Annotated in this window: 20 protein-coding genes, 1 pseudogene and 1 other annotated feature; all 21 genes and pseudogenes read left to right on the forward strand. The window is 41.5% G+C overall.

Features of this window, described 5'->3' with window-relative positions; translation table 11 throughout:
* Window positions 1-262 precede the first annotated feature (262 nt).
* Window positions 263-910: pseudogene (cysE, locus tag RCP16_RS22200) on the forward strand (serine O-acetyltransferase); the annotation flags it as partial.
* 67 nt (window positions 911-977) lie between these two features.
* Window positions 978-2,375, forward strand: coding sequence for a cysteine--tRNA ligase (gene cysS / locus RCP16_RS22205; RefSeq protein ID WP_069328334.1), 1,398 nt, complete (start codon window positions 978-980; stop codon window positions 2,373-2,375).
* On the forward strand, window positions 2,360-2,827 hold the full coding sequence (locus tag RCP16_RS22210; protein WP_193555972.1) for a Mini-ribonuclease 3: 468 nt from the start codon (window positions 2,360-2,362) through the stop codon (window positions 2,825-2,827). Before cysS ends, RCP16_RS22210 begins: the two co-directional genes overlap by 16 nt.
* Window positions 2,828-2,858: 31 nt before the next feature.
* A complete protein-coding gene (rlmB, locus tag RCP16_RS22215) occupies window positions 2,859-3,611 on the forward strand; it encodes a 23S rRNA (guanosine(2251)-2'-O)-methyltransferase RlmB (RefSeq protein WP_069328336.1) in 753 nt (250 codons plus the stop codon).
* A 5-nt stretch (window positions 3,612-3,616) separates the two neighbouring features.
* The gene (locus RCP16_RS22220; RefSeq protein ID WP_069328337.1) at window positions 3,617-4,141 is read left to right on the forward strand and encodes an NYN domain-containing protein; all 525 of its coding nucleotides are present in this window, start codon (window positions 3,617-3,619) and stop codon (window positions 4,139-4,141) included.
* Between the two features lie 185 nt (window positions 4,142-4,326).
* On the forward strand, window positions 4,327-4,971 hold the full coding sequence (sigH, locus tag RCP16_RS22225) for an RNA polymerase sporulation sigma factor SigH (RefSeq protein WP_069328338.1): 645 nt from the start codon (window positions 4,327-4,329) through the stop codon (window positions 4,969-4,971).
* A 320-nt stretch (window positions 4,972-5,291) separates the two neighbouring features.
* Entirely contained in the window at window positions 5,292-5,483 is a 192-nt protein-coding gene (secE, locus tag RCP16_RS22230; RefSeq protein WP_069328339.1) for a preprotein translocase subunit SecE, read from the forward strand.
* A gap of 22 nt (window positions 5,484-5,505) precedes the next feature.
* A complete protein-coding gene (gene nusG, locus RCP16_RS22235; RefSeq protein ID WP_069328340.1) occupies window positions 5,506-6,039 on the forward strand; it encodes a transcription termination/antitermination protein NusG in 534 nt (177 codons plus the stop codon).
* 174 nt (window positions 6,040-6,213) lie between these two features.
* Complete coding sequence (rplK, locus tag RCP16_RS22240) at window positions 6,214-6,639, forward strand: 50S ribosomal protein L11 (RefSeq protein WP_069328341.1); 426 nt, start codon at window positions 6,214-6,216, stop codon at window positions 6,637-6,639.
* Between the two features lie 95 nt (window positions 6,640-6,734).
* Entirely contained in the window at window positions 6,735-7,427 is a 693-nt protein-coding gene (gene rplA / locus RCP16_RS22245; RefSeq protein WP_069328342.1) for a 50S ribosomal protein L1, read from the forward strand.
* A 76-nt stretch (window positions 7,428-7,503) separates the two neighbouring features.
* Window positions 7,504-7,668: a sequence feature (ribosomal protein L10 leader region), on the forward strand.
* Between the two features lie 72 nt (window positions 7,669-7,740).
* Window positions 7,741-8,244, forward strand: coding sequence for a 50S ribosomal protein L10 (gene rplJ, locus RCP16_RS22250; RefSeq protein ID WP_069328343.1), 504 nt, complete (start codon window positions 7,741-7,743; stop codon window positions 8,242-8,244).
* Between the two features lie 102 nt (window positions 8,245-8,346).
* A complete protein-coding gene (gene rplL / locus RCP16_RS22255) occupies window positions 8,347-8,709 on the forward strand; it encodes a 50S ribosomal protein L7/L12 (protein WP_069328344.1) in 363 nt (120 codons plus the stop codon).
* An 87-nt stretch (window positions 8,710-8,796) separates the two neighbouring features.
* A complete protein-coding gene (locus RCP16_RS22260) occupies window positions 8,797-9,393 on the forward strand; it encodes a class I SAM-dependent methyltransferase (RefSeq protein WP_069328345.1) in 597 nt (198 codons plus the stop codon).
* Between the two features lie 368 nt (window positions 9,394-9,761).
* Entirely contained in the window at window positions 9,762-13,310 is a 3,549-nt protein-coding gene (gene rpoB, locus RCP16_RS22265; RefSeq protein ID WP_069328346.1) for a DNA-directed RNA polymerase subunit beta, read from the forward strand.
* Between the two features lie 156 nt (window positions 13,311-13,466).
* A complete protein-coding gene (gene rpoC / locus RCP16_RS22270) occupies window positions 13,467-17,081 on the forward strand; it encodes a DNA-directed RNA polymerase subunit beta' (RefSeq protein ID WP_069328347.1) in 3,615 nt (1,204 codons plus the stop codon).
* Window positions 17,082-17,318: 237 nt separating this feature from the next.
* On the forward strand, window positions 17,319-17,567 hold the full coding sequence (locus RCP16_RS22275) for a ribosomal L7Ae/L30e/S12e/Gadd45 family protein (RefSeq protein WP_069328348.1): 249 nt from the start codon (window positions 17,319-17,321) through the stop codon (window positions 17,565-17,567).
* Window positions 17,568-17,705: 138 nt separating this feature from the next.
* A complete protein-coding gene (gene rpsL, locus RCP16_RS22280; RefSeq protein ID WP_308641376.1) occupies window positions 17,706-18,158 on the forward strand; it encodes a 30S ribosomal protein S12 in 453 nt (150 codons plus the stop codon).
* Between the two features lie 15 nt (window positions 18,159-18,173).
* Window positions 18,174-18,644 (forward strand): 30S ribosomal protein S7, encoded by a 471-nt coding sequence (gene rpsG, locus RCP16_RS22285; protein WP_069328350.1) that lies wholly within the window; start codon window positions 18,174-18,176, stop codon window positions 18,642-18,644.
* A gap of 51 nt (window positions 18,645-18,695) precedes the next feature.
* Entirely contained in the window at window positions 18,696-20,771 is a 2,076-nt protein-coding gene (gene fusA, locus RCP16_RS22290; RefSeq protein ID WP_069328351.1) for an elongation factor G, read from the forward strand.
* A 112-nt stretch (window positions 20,772-20,883) separates the two neighbouring features.
* Window positions 20,884-22,074: an elongation factor Tu gene (tuf, locus tag RCP16_RS22295; protein ID WP_069328352.1), complete on the forward strand. Its 1,191-nt coding sequence runs from the start codon at window positions 20,884-20,886 to the stop codon at window positions 22,072-22,074.
* Window positions 22,075-22,403: 329 nt separating this feature from the next.
* Window positions 22,404-22,712: a 30S ribosomal protein S10 gene (gene rpsJ / locus RCP16_RS22300; protein ID WP_028609655.1), complete on the forward strand. Its 309-nt coding sequence runs from the start codon at window positions 22,404-22,406 to the stop codon at window positions 22,710-22,712.
* Window positions 22,713-22,731: the final 19 nt, after the last annotated feature.

A 22,731-nucleotide genomic window follows, 5' to 3' on the forward strand; every position in this document is an offset into this window, starting at 1 on the left:
CCTGTGAGCTGTATATTTGAACCATTTCTGCCATCTTTTATCCGTATTGATTAAAAGATAGCAAGTATGAAGTAAAATATACCGACCGTTCCTCGTTAAGGAACATGATAAGTAGAGTTATTTTATTTACGTATACATCTTTTATAAGATGTAATCAATAAATAACTCAAGCAGAGTGGAACCGCGTCAATTCACGCCTCTGCAGCCTCTAAGGGGCTGTGGGGGCGTTTTTTTTAATGAAGCGCAGGTTAAAAGGGGAAACGTAATGCTGAAAAATATGCGATCTGATATACAAGCTGTTTTTGATAATGATCCAGCCGCACGTAGCTGGTTTGAAGTGATTTTTACGTATTCCGGATTACACGCAATTTGGTGGCATCGGATAGCTCATGCTTTTTATCGTCGAGGTTGGTTTACAGTTGCACGAACTCTTTCACAATGTAGTCGGTTTATGACAGGGATCGAGATTCATCCAGGAGCTACGATTGGACAACGATTATTTATTGATCATGGTATGGGTGTAGTAATTGGAGAAACTTGTGAGATTGGTAATGATGTTCTGATTTATCAAGGGGTTACTTTGGGAGGAACAGGCAAAGAAAAAGGGAAACGTCATCCTACGATTGGGAATAATGTCGTGATTGGATCGGGAGCTAAGATTCTGGGTTCTTTCAAAGTAGGCGATCAAAGTAATATTGGTTCCAATTCAGTCGTTCTTCGCGAAGTTCCACCGGATAGTACAGTTGTCGGCATTCCTGGTAAAATTGTTCGACAAAATGGACAGCCTGCTGATCGCTTAAGACATCAAATGCCTGATCCAATAACAAGTAAACTCAATGAATTACAATCTGAGATCGATCAATTACGCAAACAATTAGCTACCTGTGAAGCAGAAATTAAAAAAGAGTAATGATGACCTGTTACTTTTAAACATATTCGATAAGTACTAGAGCAACATATACGAAAGGGATGACAGTATGGCATTGCAAATATATAACACGATGAGCCGTATGAAAGAAGAGTTTGTCAGTATGACGCCAGGAGAAATTAAAATGTATGTATGCGGACCTACCGTGTACGACTATATCCATATTGGTAATGCAAGACCGATGATCTTTTTCGATGTCGTTCGTAGTTATTTAGAAAATCAACAGTATAACGTAAATTATGTAGTTAACTTTACAGATGTAGATGATAAATTAATTCGCAAAGCTGAAGAATTAAATACAACAGTCGCTGATGTAGCAGAACGTTTTATTGCGGCTTACTTTGAGGACCTTGAAGGATTAGGGATTCGCCATGCAACAATGCATCCACGTGTAACAGAGAACATGGATATCATTTTGGAGTTTATCCAGAGTCTGGTAGATAAAGATTATGCTTATGCTAAAGAAGGCGATGTGTATTTCCGCACTCGCAAATTTGCAGACTATGGTAAGTTATCTCATCAGAAATTAGACGAATTACAATTTGGGATTCGTGTAGAAGTCGATAAGCGTAAAGAAAATCCAGAAGACTTCGTATTATGGAAAGCCGCTAAGCCAGGTGAAGTATCATGGGAAAGTCCTTGGGGAGCAGGTAGACCGGGTTGGCACATCGAGTGCTCTGCAATGGCACGTCATTACTTGGGAGATACGCTAGATATTCATGGAGGCGGACAAGATTTGCAGTTCCCGCATCATGAGTGCGAATGCGCTCAATCAGAAGCTGTTACAGGCAAGCCACTTTCTAATTACTGGATGCATAATGGATTTATTCGTATAGACGATGAGAAAATGTCCAAATCTTTAGGTAACGGTATTTTGGTTAAAGATTTGCGTAAAGCACACAAACCAGCAGCGATTCGTTACTTCATGTTATCTACGCATTACCGTAATCCATTGAACTACAATGCAGATACTATTCAACAAGCCGAAAATAGTGTAGACCGTATTGCGAATGCCGTAAATAATGTGAAGCATCGCCTTTCTGCTTCAGACCAAGCTTCACCTGTAGAAGAAAGCTTGAACCAACGCTTGACTGAGATTCGTCATCTGTTTCATGAGAAAATGCAAGATGATTTCAACACACCAGATGCAATCACAGCTATTTTTGAATGGGTCAATGAAGCTAATTTGTTGTTACAAAAAGAAGTTGTAGCCAAAGCTTCGCTTGAAGCATTGCTAGATTTGTTTGATGAAATGAATGAAGTACTTCGTATTTACTGGAAAGAGGAAGAATTGGTAGATGCAGATATCGATCAATTAATTACAGAGCGTGTAGAAGCTCGTCAAAATAAAAACTGGGCACGTGCTGATGAGATTCGTGATCTATTATCTGCGCAAGGGATCATGTTGGAGGATACTCCACAAGGCATGAGATGGCGCCGCAAATGAGTGAAGAATCGTTGAATCCCGCTCAACCTCAGAAAAGTAATAAAGGATGGTTCAATTTTGACCCTTCCAAGCCTGTAGAGCAACTTCCCCCACTGGCACTTGCCTATATGGGGGATGCTATTCATGAAGTAGCGATCAGACAGTATTTATTATCAGGTAAAAATTTGCGTCCTCATCATTTACATCGCTCTTCTACAAGCTTTGTATCTGCGGGTGCCCAAGCCAAAATCTTAGCTCATCTTGAACCATCGTTAACAGAAGCTGAAAGTAATGTAGTACGCCAAGGGCGAAATGCCAAATCGGGAACTATTCCTAAAAATGCAAGTGTGATTGATTATCGTTATGCGACAGCATGGGAGTGTCTTTTGGGTTATCTATATTATAAAGGTGAACATGCACGTATGGAGCAGTTAATCACTGAAGGAATCCGTCATTTGGAAAAACAGTCCTAACACGGATGATACAACATTAGGAGGAAACGGTATGGAAGAGGAATATATTGCAGGTAAGCATTCAGTAACAGAAGCTTTACGTGCTGGACGTAGTATCAATAAGATCTGGATTGCTGAAGGATCGCAGAAAAATCTAACACAACCAATTATGACAGAAGCCAAGAAAAAAGGAATCGTGGTGCAATTAGTAGACAAGCGTAAGCTGGATACACTTGTGCCTGATGTACAGCATCAAGGCGTTATCGCTCAAGCTGCTCCTTATGAATATGCAGAAGTTGAAGATCTTCTACAAGCTGCGCAAGCCAAAAACGAAGCTCCATTTTTGATTTTGCTTGATGAAATCGAAGATCCTCATAATCTAGGTTCTATTCTACGTACAGCAGATTGTACAGGTGTACATGGAGTGATCGTACCGAAGCGTCGCTCTGCTTCAATCACAGCTACCGTATCCAAAACATCAGCAGGTGCTGTTGAATATGTTCCGGTTGCACGTGTGACGAATTTAGGACAAACGATAGATCGTTTGAAAGAGCAAGGTGTCTGGGTCGTGGGAACAGACGTAGATACAGACAGTAGCTTGTATGATGCTGAAGTATTCACAGGTCCAGTAGCGATTGTTATTGGAAATGAAGGTAAAGGTATGGGACGATTGATTCGTGAAAAATGCGATGTGTTGATCAAACTACCAATGCAAGGTCAAATTAATTCATTGAATGCTTCTGTTGCAGCAGGTGTTGTGATGTATGAAGTGCTGCGTCGCAGACAATCTTTAGGTCAAGGTTAAATGTGATGACCGATTTACGGGATGTTCTTCTAGTAGATGGCTACAACATGATCGGAGCTTGGCCTGAACTGGCTCAGCTTTCCGAAATCGGTTTAGAGGAAGCTCGCGATCGTTTATTAACCAGATTGGCTAACTATCAAGCTTTCTCAGATCGCCGAGTGATTGCTGTATTTGATGCGTACCGAGTAATCGGTCTAGGCAAATCTTTTAATCAAGGTAAAGTCGAAGTCTATTTTACAAAAGAAAAAGAAACAGCTGACGAAGCGATTGAGCGGTTTGTTCGTGAACTTGGACGCAAACGCAGACAAATTTATGTGGCGACTAGTGATATGACAGAGCAACACGTTATTTTTGGACAAGGTGCGCTCAGAGTATCAGCAAGAGAGCTATTGATCGAAGTTCAGCTTAGCGAAAAAGAAGTAAAACAAAAAATTACAGACCATAAACAAAGTGGAGCACGTAATACGTTAGATGGTAAATTAAATTCAAAACAACGTGATCTGTTTGAAAAGTGGCGCAGAGGAGAGTGAGCTGTCAATCAAATGACAGCTTACTTACGAACCTGCGTTCTATTTAATACTAAATATCAATAAATGTCATCAAATAAGCGGTAAATACGACATAAGTTGTTGACGATGTGAGGTTACATAATATATACTTGGGCTATATTTCATAGGGTAACGGAGACCTTGCGTTGCAACCGGAGGGATTGTTTGTGAGTGTCGACCTCAAAGATATGATGGTGTCACCGTACGATTACCAAAGTGATGAAGATCTTGTAGAAGCCGTCCGGCAAGGCGATTCTCAGGCACTAGAGTACTTAATTACTAAGTACAAAAATTTTGTGCGTGCGAAAGCCCGATCTTATTTTTTGATTGGTGCAGATCGCGAGGATATTGTGCAAGAAGGTATGATTGGTCTGTACAAGTCGATTCGTGACTTTAAAGGCGATAAGCTTTCTTCGTTCAAAGCCTTTGCTGAATTATGCATTACTCGTCAGATTATTACAGCTATTAAGACGGCAACACGGCAAAAGCATATTCCGCTCAATTCGTATGTGTCACTAGACAAACCGATCTATGATGAAGATTCTGATCGAACCCTGCTTGATGTCATTTGCGGTTCTCAGGTATCTGATCCCGAAGAGCTTGTCATTAACAAGGAAGAGTTCGTAGGATTGGAAGATAAGATGTCTGAGATTTTGAGCGATTTGGAACGTAAAGTTCTAATGCTCTATCTGGATGGTCGTTCGTATCAGGAAATTGCGGTTGATCTTTGTCGTCATGTCAAGTCTATTGATAATGCACTACAACGTGTCAAACGTAAACTGGAACGCTATCTCGAAGTACGTGATAATTGAATCCGGAAGCAATCAAGCAAAGACTCTTACTCTGGAGTCTTTTTTATTTGCTCAAGGGTGTATCAAAATAGTGACCCTATGGATGGAAAATATTTGTTAATCGTTGTGCTTTATTCGTTGACAGGGTTGGAACGCTATGATAAAGTGTTTTAGGTAGGCCTAATTTCGCCTGCTTTTTAATGTGTCAACCTTTGCTTTGCGGCAAAATGATTGCATTTAAAGCAAGTGTAACCACCCTGACCGCATGGGATGCGGAATGCACTAGTTCCAGAACTTGTGATTCTCATCATGTAACCAGATAGTCTTTTGGAGGTGTAGTCGTGGCACGAAGCTTCAAGTCTGTGTTTTCCTTTTTCTCCGAAAGCTGGGCTGAACTTAAAAAGGTTCGCTGGCCTAATCGTAAAGAGCTGACTAACTATACTCTTATCGTTATTGGTACGATTTTGTTTGTCGCCATTTATTTTTGGGTTCTAGACATCGGCATTTCCGCTGTGATCGAAGCGATAATTTAAGAAGGGTTCCAGGTGGCTTGATATGGAAAAAAGATGGTACGTCGTTCATACCTATTCAGGGTATGAGAACAAAGTCAAAGCCAATTTAGAAAAACGCGTTGAGTCTATGGGCATGGAAGACAAAATTTTCCGCGTTCTTGTTCCTATGGAAGAAGAAGTGGTAAACAAAGACGGTAAGAAAAAAACCGTTATGCGTAAAGTTTACCCCGGTTATGTTCTTGTCGAAATGGTTCAAACTGACGATTCTTGGTATGTTGTGCGTAATACTCCTGGTGTAACTGGCTTTGTCGGTTCAACAGGTGCTGGCTCTAAGCCAACCGCATTACTACCAGAAGAAGTAGAACAAATTCTCAAACACATGGGTATGGATGAGCCGAAGGAAACTATTGAATTCGACATCAATGAATCTGTACGCATTAAAGTAGGACCGTTTGCGAACTTTGTTGGCTCCGTGGAAGAAATTTTGGTTGAAAAGAGCAAGCTGAAAGTACATGTTAACATGTTCGGACGGGAAACCCCGCTTGAGCTAGATTATACTCAAGTGGAAAAGATATAGTAGGTTTCTAGGATGACACGGGGAATCATTGATGATCTCGTATCACAATGGCTCCTGACCAGTGCTTCCAGTTTTACCGCACTTATATGATCATTTCGATTTTCGTATAATGCGGCGTTTTGCGTGGGAGGGCAGCAATGTCCGTCTACCACTATTCGCAAGGAGGTGTTTTACATGGCTAAAAAGGTAATCAAAATGGTGAAACTGCAAATTCCAGCGGGTAAAGCGAATCCGGCTCCTCCAGTAGGTCCGGCATTGGGTCAAGCAGGTGTCAACATCATGGCATTCTGTAAAGAATTCAACGCTCGTACAGCTGATCAAGCAGGTTTGATCATTCCGGTTGAAATCACAGTGTTTGAAGATCGTTCTTTCACTTTCATCACTAAAACTCCACCGGCTGCAGTTCTTTTGAAAGTTGCTGCTAAGATCGAAAAAGGATCTGGCGAACCTAATAAGAAAAAAGTTGCAGTTGTTAAACGTTCCGCAGTTCGTGAAATTGCAGAACAAAAAATGCCTGACTTGAATGCAGCGTCCGTAGAAGCGGCGATGTTGATGGTTGAAGGTACAGCACGTAGCATGGGTATCACGATCGAAGACTAATTCACTCTTGTAGTGAATAGTCTCAGTACTGAGTTCGTATGAATTCAGTAATTGTGGGAGGAATATCCGCTAATACCACAAAGGAGGAATATAAAATGGCTAAACACGGTAAAAAATATTTAGAAGCTGTTAAGCTTATTGATAGCGAAGCAACTTACGAGCCTTCAGAAGCTGTTGATCTAGTGAAAAAGGCATCTACTGCAAAATTCGATGAAACTGTTGAAGCAGCAGTACGTTTGGGCGTAGACCCACGTAAACAAGACCAAGCTGTTCGTGGTGTAGTTGTATTGCCACACGGTACTGGTAAAACTCAACGTGTCTTGGTATTCGCTAAAGGAGAAAAAGCAAAAGAAGCAGAAGCTGCTGGAGCTGATTTCGTAGGCGATCAAGATATGATTAACAAAATCCAACAAGGATGGTTCGAATTTGATGTCTGCGTAGCTACGCCTGACATGATGAGCGAAGTTGGTAAATTGGGTCGTTTGCTTGGTGGTAAAGGTCTTATGCCTAACCCTAAAGCCGGCACAGTAACTTTCGACGTTACCAAAGCTGTTCAAGAAATCAAAGCTGGTAAAATCGAATACCGTCTAGACAAAGCAGGACAAATTCACGCTCCTATCGGTAAAGTATCTTTCTCTGCTGAGCAATTAAACGAGAACCTTAAAGCTCTTGTTGAAGCTCTTAACCGCGCTAAACCAGCTGCGGCTAAAGGTATCTACCTTAAAAACATTGCGATTTCTTCGACAATGGGACCAAGCGCACGCGTAAACGCTTCTATCTACAAATAATTAGTTGTTGACAATAGTCAATATACTTGATATTATGTAAAAGTTGTGAATATGCTTGAACTTTGTACTTGCATTTACATTTGAATATGTTTAACCGTAGACAGTAGGTGCTGTAACAGGCTTAATTTCCTACCGAGGTGTTATGATAGAATACCGGATACTTGAGAGCGCAGATTAGTCTGCGTCTCGGTTCCGCTCAATCAAGCCTTCGTTATTCTGCGGGGGCTTTTTTTAATGTCCGTGTAGGAAAGTCTTTTCTTCTGACTTCTACGGAAACAGAGAAAAGCTAGAATACGATCAGGAGGTGTCCAATTTGGCAAACGCAAAAGTAATCCATGCAAAACAAGAAGCGGTAGAAGTTGTTGCAGCAAAATTGCGCGAAAGCACAACTACTGTTGTAGCTGACTATCGTGGTCTAAACGTAGCTCAAATTACAGAATTACGTAAGCAATTACGTGAAGCTGGAGTTGAGTTCCAAGTATTGAAAAATACATTGGTTCGTCGTGCTACTGAATCTGCTGATCTTGCTGGTTTGAATGAAATTCTTACCGGTCCTACTGCTATTGCTTTCAGTAAAGATGATGCAATTGCTCCAGCTAAAATTTTGAATGACTTCGCTAAGAAAAACGAAGCTCTTCAATTAAAAGGTGGAGTGGTTGAAGGACGTATTGTTGGAGCTGAAGAAATCAAAGCGTTGGCAGAATTGCCATCACGCGAAGGTTTGTTGTCTATGCTTCTCAGCGTGCTTCAAGCACCAATGCGCGGTTTTGCACTGGCTGTCAAAGCTGTTGCAGAAAAAGAAGAGCAAAGCGCGTAAGCTTTTTGCTCAACCGTTACATCTGTTTAACAGATATAACGATGGCTGTGTGATCAGCTAAAATCGATTTAAAAATAAAACCATTATATGGAGGGTTTACAAATGAGTAACGAACAAATCCTTGAAGCCATCAAAGGCATGACAGTTCTTGAATTAAACGATCTTGTAAAAGCAATTGAAGAAGAATTTGGCGTAACTGCTGCTGCTCCTGTAGCTGCTGCTGGTACTGGTGGCGGCGAAGCTGCTGCTGAGCAAACAGAATTCGAAGTTATCTTGACTTCTGCTGGCGGATCTAAAATCAACGTAATCAAAGCAGTACGCGAAATCACTGGTCTTGGCTTGAAAGAAGCTAAAGAAGTAGTAGACAACGCTCCTAAAGCAATCAAAGAAAACGTTGCTAAAGAAGAAGCTGATTCTATCAAAGAAAAATTAGAAGCAGCTGGCGCATCTGTAGAAGTAAAATAAGAGGTTTCCTCTTATTTTCGGCAAACCCCTTGAATTCGTTCAAGGGGTTTGTTTTGTAGATCAGCTTGAAAAGAGGGAGCGGAGAATATGGGAGACCATTATTATTCCAATCAGCCAGGAGCGGCACACGATCGGCGAGTCCTGGAAGCAACCTTGCGAGGTAAAGTATTTCGTTTTACAAGCGATGCCGGTGTCTTTTCCAAAACAGGTATTGACTATGGAAGCCGGGTCTTAATTGAAGCAATAGATATTGCTGAGAATGCTCATGTGTTAGATGTAGGTTGTGGTTATGGACCTATGGGGTTATCTGCGGCTTATCTTGCGACTAAAGGTCATGTAACGATGGTTGATGTGAACGAAAGAGCTGTTCAGTTGGCAAAAGAAAATGCTAAATTGAATGGGATCAGTAACGTAACTATTTTGGAAAGTGATTTGTTTAGTGCAGTCAAAGGAAAGATGTTTGATGTGATTCTGACAAATCCACCTATTCGTGCAGGTAAATCGACAGTTCACACTATTTTTGAAGAGGCAGCAGAGCATTTGCATAAAGGTGGTACACTGTGGATTGTGATTCAGAAGAAACAGGGTGCTCCTTCAGCCAAAGCAAAATTGGAAGAATTGTTTGATACTGTAGAGGAAGTAACGAAAGATAAAGGCTATCGGATTTTCAAAGCTACTAAATAAAAGTTGCTTTAGGATCATTGACTCGAAGTTCTGAACATGGTATGATTACAAAATGTCAGTATTAAGATGCCCTTCTTGGCTTTAGTTTTCTGAAATAATCATGAAAATTAGTCATCCATGAAGGTGTTTAATATTGTCTATAATCGTATATTAAGGGGTATTTCGGTCAATTTCAGCCGTAATACAGCATTCAAATGTGTAATCACATTCGTTGGTAGTTGATGCTGCTCTTTTTTCGAAAGTATTCGATAAGGGCTTTTCTCTATTTTATGGATGTGAACTTCTATGTATGCACCTATTATACGTGATCCAAACAGTAGTTCGCAATGAAATTTTTAAGCGAGTAGACATTAAGGGGTGAGTTTAAGTTGGCAGGACATCTTGTTCAATATGGTCGACGCACTCGGCGAAGTTATGCACGAATTAACGAAGTTCTTGAAGTACCTAACCTGATCGAAATCCAACAGAAATCATATCAGTGGTTTTTGGAAGAAGGTTTGCGCGAAATGTTTCACGATATCTCGCCAATCCAAGATTTTACAGGCAATTTGGTTCTCGAGTTCATCGATTACAGCCTTGGTGAGCCGAAATATACAGTAGACGACGCAAAAGAGCGTGACGTTACTTATTCTGCTCCACTTCGGGTAAAAGTCCGTCTTATCAACAGAGAAACGGGTGAAGTCAAAGAGCAGGAAGTATTTATGGGTGATTTCCCGTTGATGACGGAAACCGGTACCTTTGTTATTAATGGTGCAGAACGGGTTATTGTCAGCCAGTTGGTTCGCTCTCCCAGCGTCTATTTCAGCACTAAAGTCGATAAGAATGGTAAAACATCATATACTGCTACAGTTATTCCTAACCGTGGCGCATGGCTTGAACTTGAAATGGATGCTAAGGATATCATTTATGTTCGTATTGACCGTACTCGTAAGATTCCAGTTACAGTACTATTGCGTGCACTTGGATTCGGTACAGATGCTGAAATCCTAGACCTACTTGGTAACGATGAATATATCCGCAATACTTTAGATAAAGATAACACGGATTCTACAGACAAAGCGCTGATTGAAATTTATGAGCGTCTTCGTCCAGGTGAACCACCAACTCTCGACAATGCGAAGAGCTTGTTAGTAGCGCGTTTCTTTGATCCAAAACGCTATGATCTTGCAAACGTAGGTCGTTACAAAATCAACAAAAAACTCCATATCAAAAACCGTCTTTTCAACCAACGTTTGGCTGAGACGCTAATTGATACGGATACTGGTGAAATTATTGCTGAAGCTGGACAAATGGTAGACCGTCGTCTTTTAGACGAAATCATGCCGTATTTGGAAGGCGATTTGAATCATAAAACATATCACGTAGCTGGCGGCGTATTGGATGATAATGATATCCCAATGCAAAGCATCAATGTATTCTCTCCAATCGAAGATGGTAAAGTTGTGACTTTGATTGCGAACGGAATTATTGATAAAACAGTTAAAAATATTACTCCAGCTGACATTATCGCTTCAATCAGTTATTTCTTGAACTTGTTGAACGGTATTGGCGATACAGATGATATCGATCACTTGGGTAACCGTCGTTTGCGCTCTGTAGGTGAACTTTTACAAAACCAATTCCGTATCGGTTTGTCCCGTATGGAACGTGTGGTTCGTGAAAGAATGTCTATTCAAGATGCTAACGTCATTACACCACAAGCTTTGATCAATATACGTCCTGTTATTGCATCGATTAAAGAGTTCTTCGGTAGCTCCCAGCTTTCACAGTTTATGGACCAAACGAACCCATTGGGTGAATTGACGCACAAACGTCGTTTATCTGCTTTGGGACCCGGCGGTTTGACTCGTGAACGCGCAGGCTTTGAAGTTCGTGACGTCCATCACAGTCACTATGGCCGTATGTGTCCGATCGAGACTCCAGAGGGACCGAATATCGGTTTGATTAACTCCTTGTCTACATTTGCACGTATCAATGAGTATGGCTTTATTGAAGCTCCATACCGTCGTGTAGATCCTAAGACAAATCGTGTTACAGATCAAATTGATTATTTGACTGCTGATGAAGAAGATAACTATGTTGTTGCTCAGGCGAATGCAGCGTTGAATGAAGACGGATCTTTCACTGACGAAATGGTTATCGTTCGTTATAACAAACAAGCGGATAACATTTTACCAATGCCAAATGAACGTGTTGATTATATGGACGTATCCCCTAAACAGGTTGTGTCTGTAGCAACAGCATTGATTCCTTTCTTGGAAAATGATGACTCCAACCGTGCATTGATGGGTTCTAACATGCAGCGTCAGGCTGTTCCTTTGCTTATTCCTAAAGCACCACTTGTTGGTACTGGTATGGAGCATAAAGCAGCAAAAGATTCAGGCGTTTGTATCGTAAGTAAACATGACGGAATCGTTGAACGTTCTACTGCTAACGAGATTACAGTACGTCGTATTGAACTCGTAGATGGCAAAGAAGTAAAAGGCGATCTTGTTAAACATAAATTACACAAATTTATGAGATCGAATCAGGGAACTTGTATTAATCAACGTCCTATCGTTAAAACAGGCGATTACGTTCAAAAAGGAGATATCCTTGCTGACGGTCCTTCGACTGAGATGGGCGAGATTGCTTTAGGACGTAACGTAGTTGTTGCCTTCATGACTTGGGAAGGTTACAACTATGAAGATGCGATCCTATTGAGTGAAAAACTTGTTAAAGAGGATGTATACACTTCGATTCATATCGAGGAATACGAATCTGAAGCTCGTGACACTAAACTTGGACCTGAAGAAATCACACGTGATATTCCTAACGTTGGTGAAGAAGCACTCAAAAATCTTGACGAACGCGGAATTATTCGTATTGGTGCTGAAATTGCTGCTGGTGATATTCTTGTTGGTAAAGTAACACCTAAAGGTGTAACTGAACTAACTGCTGAAGAACGCCTTCTGCACGCTATCTTTGGTGAAAAAGCTCGTGAAGTTCGTGACACTAGTCTTCGTGTACCGCATGGTACTGATGGTATTGTTGTGGACGTCAAAGTATTCACTAGAGAAAATGGCGATGAATTGCCACCAGGTGTTAATCACTTGGTACGTGCATATATTGCGCAAAAACGTAAAATCTCTGAAGGCGATAAAATGGCGGGACGACATGGTAACAAAGGTGTTGTAGCACGTATTTTGCCGGAAGAAGATATGCCGTTTATGCCTGATGGTACTCCAGTACAAGTTGTATTGAATCCACTAGGTGTACCTTCCCGTATGAACATTGGTCAGATTCTTGAAGTCCATTTAGGTATGGCTTCTATGAAACTTGGTATTCATGTTGCTACACCAGTATTTGATGGAGCAAAAGAGTATGATGTATTTGATACGATGGAAGAAGCAGGTATGCAACGTAACGGTAAAACGATCCTTTATGATGGTAGAACCGGTGAAGAATTTGAACGTGAAGTAACTGTTGGTGTCATGCATATGATCAAGCTGGCACACATGGTTGATGATAAAATCCATGCTCGTTCTACAGGTCCTTACTCTTTGGTTACGCAACAGCCGTTGGGTGGTAAAGCTCAATTTGGTGGACAGCGTTTCGGGGAGATGGAAGTATGGGCACTTGAAGCTTATGGTGCTGCTTACACCCTACAAGAAATCCTTACAGTCAAATCTGATGATGTCGTTGGTCGTGTGAAAACATACGAATCCATCGTTAAAGGCGAGAATGTTCCTGAACCAGGTGTTCCTGAGTCATTCAAAGTTCTAATCAAAGAATTGCAAAGTTTGGGTATGGACGTCAAAATTCTCAATGAAAATGAGAATGAGATCGAAATGCGAGAATTGGATGATGAAGAAGAGGCGAGCACGAACGATAAGCTCAGTCTTAATCTAGAAGGTTCTGAAGTCGGAGCCGAGTAACTATTGCCACTACACATTCCCTATGTGATCTAACAATGAAGATAGACCGGAGATTTATCCCGGTCTATCCCTTATTGATGAGAGGGTATATGGGAATTCATACAGTTTTTGATAAGAATGACAATAAACAGGATTTGGCCTTAGGAGGGGTGTCTTTTGATAGACGTTAACAATTTCGAATTTATGAAAATTGGGCTAGCTTCCCCAGACAAAATTCGTTCTTGGTCCCGCGGAGAAGTTAAAAAACCGGAGACAATCAACTATCGTACGCTTAAACCAGAGAAAGACGGGTTGTTCTGTGAACGTATTTTTGGACCAACCAAAGACTGGGAATGCCACTGCGGTAAATACAAACGTGTACGTTACAAAGGCGTAGTCTGCGATCGTTGCGGCGTTGAAGTAACACGCGCTAAAGTACGTCGCGAACGTATGGGACACATTGAGCTTGCAGCTCCTGTATCTCACATTTGGTATTTCAAAGGTATTCCAAGCCGTATGGGTCTAGCACTTGATATGTCTCCACGTTCTTTGGAAGAAGTAATCTACTTCGCATCTTATGTTGTAACAGATCCAGGTGAGACACCGCTGGAGAAAAAACAACTTTTATCTGAAAAAGAATACCGTAGCTACCGTGAAAAATACGGTCATGGTTTCCATGCAGGTATGGGTGCAGAAGCGATTAAACGATTGCTTCAAGACCTTGATATTGATAAAGAACTAGAATTTTTACGTGAAGAGCTACGTACAGCTCAAGGTCAACGTCGTAATCGTGCGATCAAACGCCTTGAAGTTATCGAAGCATTCCGTAACTCTGGTAACTTCCCTGATTGGATGATCATGGATGTATTGCCAGTTATCCCTCCAGAACTTCGTCCGATGGTACAGTTGGATGGTGGACGTTTTGCGACGTCTGACTTGAATGATCTGTATCGTCGTGTAATTAACCGTAACAACCGTCTTAAACGTCTATTGGATCTAGGTGCACCTGACATTATCGTACAAAATGAGAAACGTATGCTTCAAGAAGCTGTCGATGCTCTTATTGATAATGGTCGTCGTGGTCGCCCAGTTACAGGACCAGGTAACCGTCCATTGAAATCTCTTAGTCATATGCTAAAAGGTAAACAAGGACGTTTCCGTCAGAACTTACTAGGTAAACGTGTCGATTATTCTGGTCGTTCGGTTATCGTTGTAGGTCCTTACTTGAAAATGTACCAATGTGGTCTTCCAAAAGAGATGGCACTAGAGTTATTCAAACCTTTCGTTATGAAAGAATTGGTTAACAAAGGTCTTGCTCATAATATCAAGAGCGCAAAACGCAAAGTAGAACGTGTAAGTCCAGAAGTATGGGATGTACTTGAAGAAGTTATTAAAGAACATCCAGTTCTTCTAAACCGTGCACCTACTCTGCATAGACTTGGTATTCAAGCATTTGAACCTATTTTGGTTGAAGGACGTGCAATTCGTCTTCACCCACTTGTATGTACAGCATATAATGCTGACTTTGATGGTGACCAAATGGCGGTTCACGTTCCATTGTCTGCTGAAGCGCAAGCGGAAGCACGTATCTTGATGCTTGCATCTGGTAACATTTTGAACCCTAAAGATGGTAAACCAGTTGTTACTCCTTCACAGGATATGGTCTTGGGCTCATTCTATCTAACTATGGATAATGATGAAGCTAAAGGTTCAGGTATGATTTTACGTACAGTGAACGAAGCAGTATCGGGTTACCAACGTGGCGTTGCTTCATTGCATGCTCGTGTAGCGATCCCTGTTAAAGCTTTGAACAAAACAAGCTTTACAGAGAAGCAGCAAACAGGAATGATGGTAACAACTATCGGACGAATTATCTTTAACGAGATTTTCCCTGAATCATTCCCTTACATTAATGAGCCAACGCGTCGTAACTTGTTCCAAGGTACACCGGATCATTACTTTATCTATGACAAAGGTGTGAATATCCGTGAATTTATTAGTAGTGTTCCTCAAACAGGCGCTATCGGTAAAGAGTATTTAGGTTCAATTATCGCTCGTTGTTTTGAAATCTACCATACAACATTAACATCTATTATTTTGGATAAAATCAAGCAACTTGGATTCACTTATTCTACGCGTGCAGGTATTACTGTTGGTGTATCTGACGTTATTGTTCCTGTTGAAAAACAAGGAATCTTGGATGAGTCTGATAAAAAAGTTGCTGTTATTACGAATCAATACCGTCGTGGTTTGATTACGAATGAAGAGCGTTATGATCGTGTTATTGAGATCTGGTCTCGTACGAAGGATGACATTACTGAAGTCCTTATGAAATCAATGGATCGCTATAACTCTATTATGCTTATGGTTGACTCCAAAGCTCGTGGTAACAAATCGCAGATCACTCAGCTTGGTGGTATGCGCGGTCTGATGGCGAATCCATCGGGTCGTATCATCGAACTTCCAATTAAATCGAATTTCCGTGAAGGTCTGACAGTATTAGAATACTTCCTTTCTACTCACGGAGCGCGTAAAGGTTTGGCGGATACAGCACTTCGTACTGCTGACTCAGGTTACCTAACTCGTCGTCTAGTTGACGTAGCACAAGATGTAATCGTACGTGAAGAAGATTGTGGAACAGATAAAGGTTTCACTGTAAGCCGTATTCAAGATGGCAAAGAAGTTATCGAAGATCTTTATGATCGTTTAGAAGGTCGTTATTGCTTCGAAACTGTTCGTCATCCAAAAACAGGTGAGATTCTTGCTCGTCGTAACGAATTGCTAGATTCGGATAAAGCTGAAGCGATCGTTGAAGCTGGAGTTGAAAAACTTCAAATCCGTTCAGTACTGAGTTGTCGTGCAAAACACGGAGTATGTAAAACATGTTACGGTCGTAACCTTGCTACTGGTAAACACGTTGAGATTGGTGAAGCAGTTGGTATTATTGCAGCACAATCTATCGGTGAACCAGGAACGCAGCTTACAATGCGTACGTTCCATACTGGTGGTGTTGCAGGGGACGATATTACTCAAGGTTTGCCGCGTATTCAAGAGCTTTTCGAAGCGCGTAATCCTAAAGGTCAAGCAATCATCAGTGAAATTGATGGTGTGGTTAAAGAAATCCGTGAAACTAAAGACCGTCGTGAAATCGAGGTTGAAGGTGAAGCAGAGACTAAAGTTTACCCTGTAACTTACGGTTCCCGCCTAAGAGTTAAAGAAGGTATGGAAATCGAAGCTGGGGATGAACTAACAGATGGTTCGATTGACCCTAAAGAAATGCTACGTATCAAAGGTATCCGTGGCGTACAGAACTATATCCTGCAAGAAGTACAACGCGTATATCGTAACCAGGGTGTAGAAATCAATGATAAGCACGTTGAAGTTATGATCAGACAGATGTTACGTAAAATCCGTATCATCGATGCTGGTGAAACAACATTGTTGCCAGGTTCATTTGTTGATATGTACGAATATGAGAATGCGAACAGAGTAGCAATCATGGCTGACAAAGAGCCAGCAGTTGCTAAACCAGTATTGCTTGGTATTACTAAAGCATCTCTGGAAACTGATTCCTTCTTGTCTGCGGCATCCTTCCAGGAAACAACTCGTGTCCTGACAGATGCAGCGATCAAAGGTAAAGTCGATAAATTACTTGGTCTTAAAGAGAACGTTATTATCGGTAAGTTGATTCCAGCTGGTACAGGGATGAACCGTTATCGTAGCGTTAAATTTGAAGATGCAGAAAAGTTTGAAGCCAAGAAACCTGGTCTTGAAACGGTAACTGTTGAGTAATTTGTTAATCTCGTTATAATGTAATCTTATATTGCTCATAAATAAGCGGCTGAACTGAACAACAGTTGATGTTATTCAGTTCTAGCTGCTGTTTAATGGGTGAAGTCAAAGAAATATAATGATTATTTATGAAATAGAATTATAGTTATCTATTGACAGTATCCTTTAGCTAATGGTACTATAGCAAAGGTGCGTGAATAGCATGCTGATCCCTGATCTTTTGGAGGAAATCGGAAGATGACTAATGACAAAGGATTAAAGGATGCCCGGATCAAAGTAGGCACAAAGCAGACAATGCGGATGGTCGAGACGGGTCAAGCTGAAGAAGTCTATGTTGCGCAGGATGCGGAAAATCATCTCATCTCGAAAATCGTTCAATTATGCTCGACTCATTCTGTTAAGATCACATATGTGGATACAATGAAAGAATTGGGCAAAGCTTGCGGAATCGAAGTGGGAACTGCTATGGCCGTTGTCCTTAAATAATGCAATCAGGAATGTTTTTGCTGGTCGTGAGTGGCAGGCAAGGACTTTTCATTTGTTCTTTTATGAACCACCTGGGTCTGTGGACTTAAGATATGGTTTATATTGGAACTACAAATATGGGAAGGGGGTGGCAACACAATGCCAACTATTAATCAATTAGTCCGTAAAGGACGTCAAGCTAAAATTGAGAAATCAAAATCACCTGCACTTCAAAAAGGGTATAATGCTTTGAAACGTCAAGAGACGAACATTAGCGCTCCACAAAAACGTGGTGTATGTACTCGTGTAGGTACTATGACTCCAAAAAAACCGAACTCCGCACTTCGTAAGTATGCTCGTGTTCGTTTAACGAACCGTATCGAGGTTACTGCTTACATTCCAGGTATCGGTCATAACCTTCAAGAACACAGCGTGGTACTTATCCGCGGTGGACGGGTTAAAGATTTACCAGGGGTTCGTTATCATATCGTTCGTGGTGCTTTGGATACAGCAGGCGTAAACAATCGTATGCAATCACGTTCTAAATACGGTACAAAACGTCCGAAAGAAAAAAATAATCCAGTAGCGCAGATCACTGCGCTTTATATCTAAGGAAGGGGGATAACCATGCCAAGAAAAGGTCCAGTAATGAAAAGAGACGTATTGCCAGATCCTATGTATAACAGCAAGTTGGTTACACGTTTGATCAACCGCATTATGGTCGACGGAAAACGTGGGGTTGCTCAAAGCATCCTTTACAATTCTTTTAAATTGATTCAAGAACGTACAGGTAACGATCCTATGGAAGTATTTGAGGCGGCAATCAAGAACATTATGCCGGTCCTCGAAGTTAAAGCTCGCCGTGTAGGTGGCGCTAACTATCAAGTTCCGATCGAAGTTAAACCTGAAAGACGTACTACATTGGGACTTCGTTGGTTAGTGAATTATTCACGTAGCCGCGGAGAGAAAACAATGGAAGAACGTTTAGCAGCTGAAATCATTGATGCTTCTAACAATACAGGCGCAGCAGTGAAAAAACGCGAAGATACACACAAAATGGCTGAAGCGAATAAAGCATTCGCTCACTACCGCTGGTAGGATCAAAGCCTTTATTTCAAAAATTGATATTTTTGAAGGGAGCACCCATTCATGGCAAAAAGAGAGTTCTCCTTAGAAAATACACGTAATATTGGTATCATGGCTCATATCGATGCTGGTAAAACTACCACTACAGAACGTATCTTGTTCTATACAGGCCGTACGCACAAAATCGGTGAAGTTCACGAAGGCGCTGCTACAATGGACTGGATGGAGCAAGAGCAAGAGCGCGGAATCACTATTACATCCGCAGCTACTACGGCTCAGTGGAGAGGCTACCGCGTTAATATCATTGATACTCCAGGTCACGTTGACTTTACAGTTGAAGTTGAACGTTCCCTGCGTGTATTGGACGGAGCAGTAGGCGTATTTAGTGCAAAAGAGGGTGTAGAACCACAATCCGAGACTGTTTGGAGACAAGCAGATCGTTATGGTGTACCTCGTATAGCATATGTTAATAAAATGGATATTATTGGTGCTGACTACCTTAACGTTGTTAAAGACATGCGTGAACGTCTGCAAGCGAACGCAGTAGCGATTCAATTGCCGATCGGCGCAGAAAATGACTTCGTTGGTATTATCGATATCATCGAGCAAACAGCTATCGAATATCAAGATGATCTTGGACGCGATCCAGTATCTATCGAAATTCCAGAAGATCTTAAAGCAACAGTTGAAGAACTGCGTGCTGACTTGATCGAAAGAGTTGCAGAACTAGATGAAGATCTAATGATGAAATATCTTGAAGGAGAAGAGCCAACAATCGCTGAGATTAAGGCTGCTCTACGTAAAGGTGTTTGTGACGTTAAAATCTTCCCAGTAATCTGTGGTTCTTCTTACCGTAACAAAGGTGTTCAACCTATGTTGGATGCTGTTATCGACTACCTTCCGGCTCCTACGGATGTTCCGGCAATTAAAGGTTTGCACGAAGACGGCACAGAGGCAATTCGTCATTCTTCTGATGAAGAGCCATTCTCTGCACTAGCGTTCAAAATTATGACAGACCCTTACGTGGGTAAACTTACGTTCTTCCGCGTATATTCTGGCGTATTGCAATCCGGTTCTTACGTTCTAAATGCTACTAAAGGCAAACGTGAACGTATTGGTCGTATCCTGCAAATGCATGCTAACGCTCGTCAAGAAATCAGCGAAGTTTTCGCTGGTGATATTGCAGCAGCTGTTGGTTTGAAAGATACAGGTACAGGTGATACACTATGTGATGAAAAAGATACTGTTATCTTAGAATCCATGAATTTCCCTGACCCAGTTATTGAAGTTGCAGTGGAACCAAAAACAAAAGCTGACCAAGATAAAATGGGTATTGCTTTGTCCAAATTGACTGAAGAAGATCCAACTCTTCGTGCTCATACGGATGAAGAAACTGGCCAAACAATCTTGGCGGGTATGGGTGAGCTTCACCTTGAAATTATCGTTGACCGTATGCGTCGCGAATTCAAAGTGGAGACTAACGTAGGTAAACCTCAGGTTGCTTATCGTGAAACATTCCGTCAACCAGCTCGCGTTGAAGGTAAATTCGTTCGTCAATCCGGTGGTCGTGGTCAATACGGTCATGTATGGGTTGAGTTCGAACCATTGGAAGCAGGTACAGGTAGCCAGTTCGAAAGTAAAGTTGTCGGTGGTTCCGTACCAAGAGAATATGTTGGTCCTGCATTGCAAGGTATTGAAGAAGCAATGAAGAACGGTGTTATCGCCGGTTTCCCACTTGTAGACGTAAAAGCTACAGTAGTAGACGGATCTTATCATGATGTCGATTCCAATGAAATGGCATTTAAAATTGCCGGATCTATGGCGCTTAAAGCTGCAAAAGACAAATGTCGTCCTGTATTGCTTGAGCCACTTATGAAAGTTGAAGTAACAGTACCTGAAGAATACATGGGTGATGTTATGGGTATGCTGAACTCCCGTCGTGGTCGTATCGAAGGTATGGACTCACGCGGTGGTACTCAAATCATTCGTGCAAAAGTACCTTTATCTGAAATGTTTGGATATTCCACAACACTTCGTTCTGGTACACAAGGTCGCGGTGTATTCTCTATGGAACTTTCTCATTATGAAGAAGTACCTAAGAGCATCGCTGACGAAATCAGTACCAAAGCAAACGGCTAAGTTTTCAATCCGTTTTCACTTATGGGATGTACAGAAAGTAGCATGACTGCTCTCTGTACGTTTCAAACTAAAATACAAACAAAACTCTACCTTCAAGGAGGCAACGTTTAACATGGCAAAGGCTAAATTTGAACGTAATAAAACGCACGTTAACATCGGAACTATTGGTCACGTCGATCATGGTAAAACAACTTTGACTGCTGCAATCACAACTGTATTGTCTAAAACTTACGGCGGTGCTGCTGTAGCATTTGATCAAATCGATAAAGCTCCAGAAGAACGCGAACGCGGTATCACAATCTCAACTGCACACGTTGAGTACGAAACACCTAACCGTCACTATGCACACGTTGACTGCCCAGGTCACGCCGATTATGTTAAAAACATGATCACTGGTGCTGCACAAATGGACGGAGCGATCTTGGTTGTATCTGCAGCTGACGGTCCTATGCCACAAACTCGCGAGCACATCTTGTTGTCTCGTCAAGTAGGCGTACCTTACATCGTTGTATTCTTAAACAAATGCGACATGGTTGAAGACGAAGAGCTTTTGGAATTGGTTGAAATGGAAGTTCGTGACCTTCTTAACGAATATGAGTTCCCTGGTGACGATACTCCAATCACTCGTGGATCTGCTCGTGAAGCATTGGCTAACCCTGATGGCGAATGGGCTCAAAAAATCGTTGACATGTTTACTGAAATCGATACTTACATTCCAGATCCAGAGCGCGACACTGACAAACCTTTCTTGATGCCTGTTGAGGATGTATTCTCGATCACTGGTCGTGGTACAGTTGCAACTGGTCGTGTTGAGCGTGGTACTGTTAAAGTCGGCGAAGAGATCGAAATCGTTGGTATCCATGAAGAAACTAAGAAATCCGTTGTTACAGGCGTAGAAATGTTCCGTAAATTGTTGGATTCCGCACAAGCGGGCGACAACATCGGCGCATTGTTGCGTGGTGTAGAACGTACTCAAATCGAACGTGGTCAAGTACTTTCTAAACCAGGTACTGTTAAACCTCATACTGAGTTCACTGCTCAAGTATACGTTTTGACTAAAGAAGAAGGCGGACGTCACAAACCTTTCTTCACTGGTTACCGTCCACAGTTCTACTTCCGTACAACTGACGTAACTGGCGTTATTTCTTTACCAGAAGGTACTGAAATGGTTATGCCTGGTGATAACATCACTGTTACTGTATCCCTAATCAATCCAATCGCGATTGAAGAAGGTACACGTTTCGCTATTCGCGAAGGTGGACGTACAGTAGGCGCTGGCGCTGTAGCATCTATCCAAAAATAATTAAATCTTCATTGTGAATCGGAAACGATTTGAAGATTTTAATATAAGCAACATTGTATTGTAACGAAGCAACATTGTACTGTAAACGAAAGACCAAATGAGGCCTGTTTCCTTATAAGGGAGACAGGTCTTATTTTTTTATGTAAATGTTTCAAAAAAGACTTGCATAACTGTTTGTTATCATATACAATAATAAATGTTGTTCTGAGACGTTGCGATGACGTGAGAGGTTACCGACACACCCGGCTCCTTTGCCATGGACGGTATGCCGGAAAATTTTCACTGAGTATGTCCGATACCAAATTGGGCGATAGAAGGAGGGACTAAAAATGGCAAAGCAAAAAATTCGTATTCGTTTGAAAGCATACGATCATAGAATTCTTGATCAATCCGCAGAGAAAATCGTTGAAACAGCTAAACGTTCTGGCGCAGGAGTATCTGGACCAATTCCGCTTCCTACTGAAAAACAGATTATCACTGTTCTTCGTGCGGTTCATAAATACAAGGATTCTCGTGAGCAATTCGAGCAACGTACACATAAACGTTTGATCGATATTGTTAACCCAACTCCACAAACTGTGGATGCATTGATGCGTTTGGACTTACCGTCTGGCGTAGATATCGAAATTAAATTATAATCCACATAGATGTGGTAAC

Origin of the sequence: Paenibacillus nuruki (assembly GCF_963311185.1) — a bacterium.
GTDB classification, from domain to species: Bacteria; Bacillota; Bacilli; order Paenibacillales; family Paenibacillaceae; genus Saccharibacillus; species Saccharibacillus nuruki.

Excerpts from the sequence above, each read along its gene's own strand:
- RCP16_RS22210 (WP_193555972.1), top strand. The coding sequence starts at position 2,360 with ATGGCGCCGCAAATGAGTGAAGAATCGTTGAATCCCGCTCAACCTCAG.
- rlmB (WP_069328336.1), top strand. The coding sequence starts at position 2,859 with ATGGAAGAGGAATATATTGCAGGTAAGCATTCAGTAACAGAAGCTTTA.
- cysS (WP_069328334.1), top strand. The coding sequence starts at position 978 with ATGGCATTGCAAATATATAACACGATGAGCCGTATGAAAGAAGAGTTT.
- RCP16_RS22260 (WP_069328345.1), top strand. The coding sequence starts at position 8,797 with ATGGGAGACCATTATTATTCCAATCAGCCAGGAGCGGCACACGATCGG.
- RCP16_RS22275 (WP_069328348.1), top strand. The coding sequence starts at position 17,319 with ATGACTAATGACAAAGGATTAAAGGATGCCCGGATCAAAGTAGGCACA.
- tuf (WP_069328352.1), top strand. The coding sequence starts at position 20,884 with ATGGCAAAGGCTAAATTTGAACGTAATAAAACGCACGTTAACATCGGA.
- rpsJ (WP_028609655.1), top strand. The coding sequence starts at position 22,404 with ATGGCAAAGCAAAAAATTCGTATTCGTTTGAAAGCATACGATCATAGA.
- rplL (WP_069328344.1), top strand. The coding sequence starts at position 8,347 with ATGAGTAACGAACAAATCCTTGAAGCCATCAAAGGCATGACAGTTCTT.
- RCP16_RS22220 (WP_069328337.1), top strand. The coding sequence starts at position 3,617 with ATGACCGATTTACGGGATGTTCTTCTAGTAGATGGCTACAACATGATC.
- rpsL (WP_308641376.1), top strand. The coding sequence starts at position 17,706 with ATGCCAACTATTAATCAATTAGTCCGTAAAGGACGTCAAGCTAAAATT.
- rpsG (WP_069328350.1), top strand. The coding sequence starts at position 18,174 with ATGCCAAGAAAAGGTCCAGTAATGAAAAGAGACGTATTGCCAGATCCT.
- fusA (WP_069328351.1), top strand. The coding sequence starts at position 18,696 with ATGGCAAAAAGAGAGTTCTCCTTAGAAAATACACGTAATATTGGTATC.
- nusG (WP_069328340.1), top strand. The coding sequence starts at position 5,506 with ATGGAAAAAAGATGGTACGTCGTTCATACCTATTCAGGGTATGAGAAC.
- rplA (WP_069328342.1), top strand. The coding sequence starts at position 6,735 with ATGGCTAAACACGGTAAAAAATATTTAGAAGCTGTTAAGCTTATTGAT.
- rplK (WP_069328341.1), top strand. The coding sequence starts at position 6,214 with ATGGCTAAAAAGGTAATCAAAATGGTGAAACTGCAAATTCCAGCGGGT.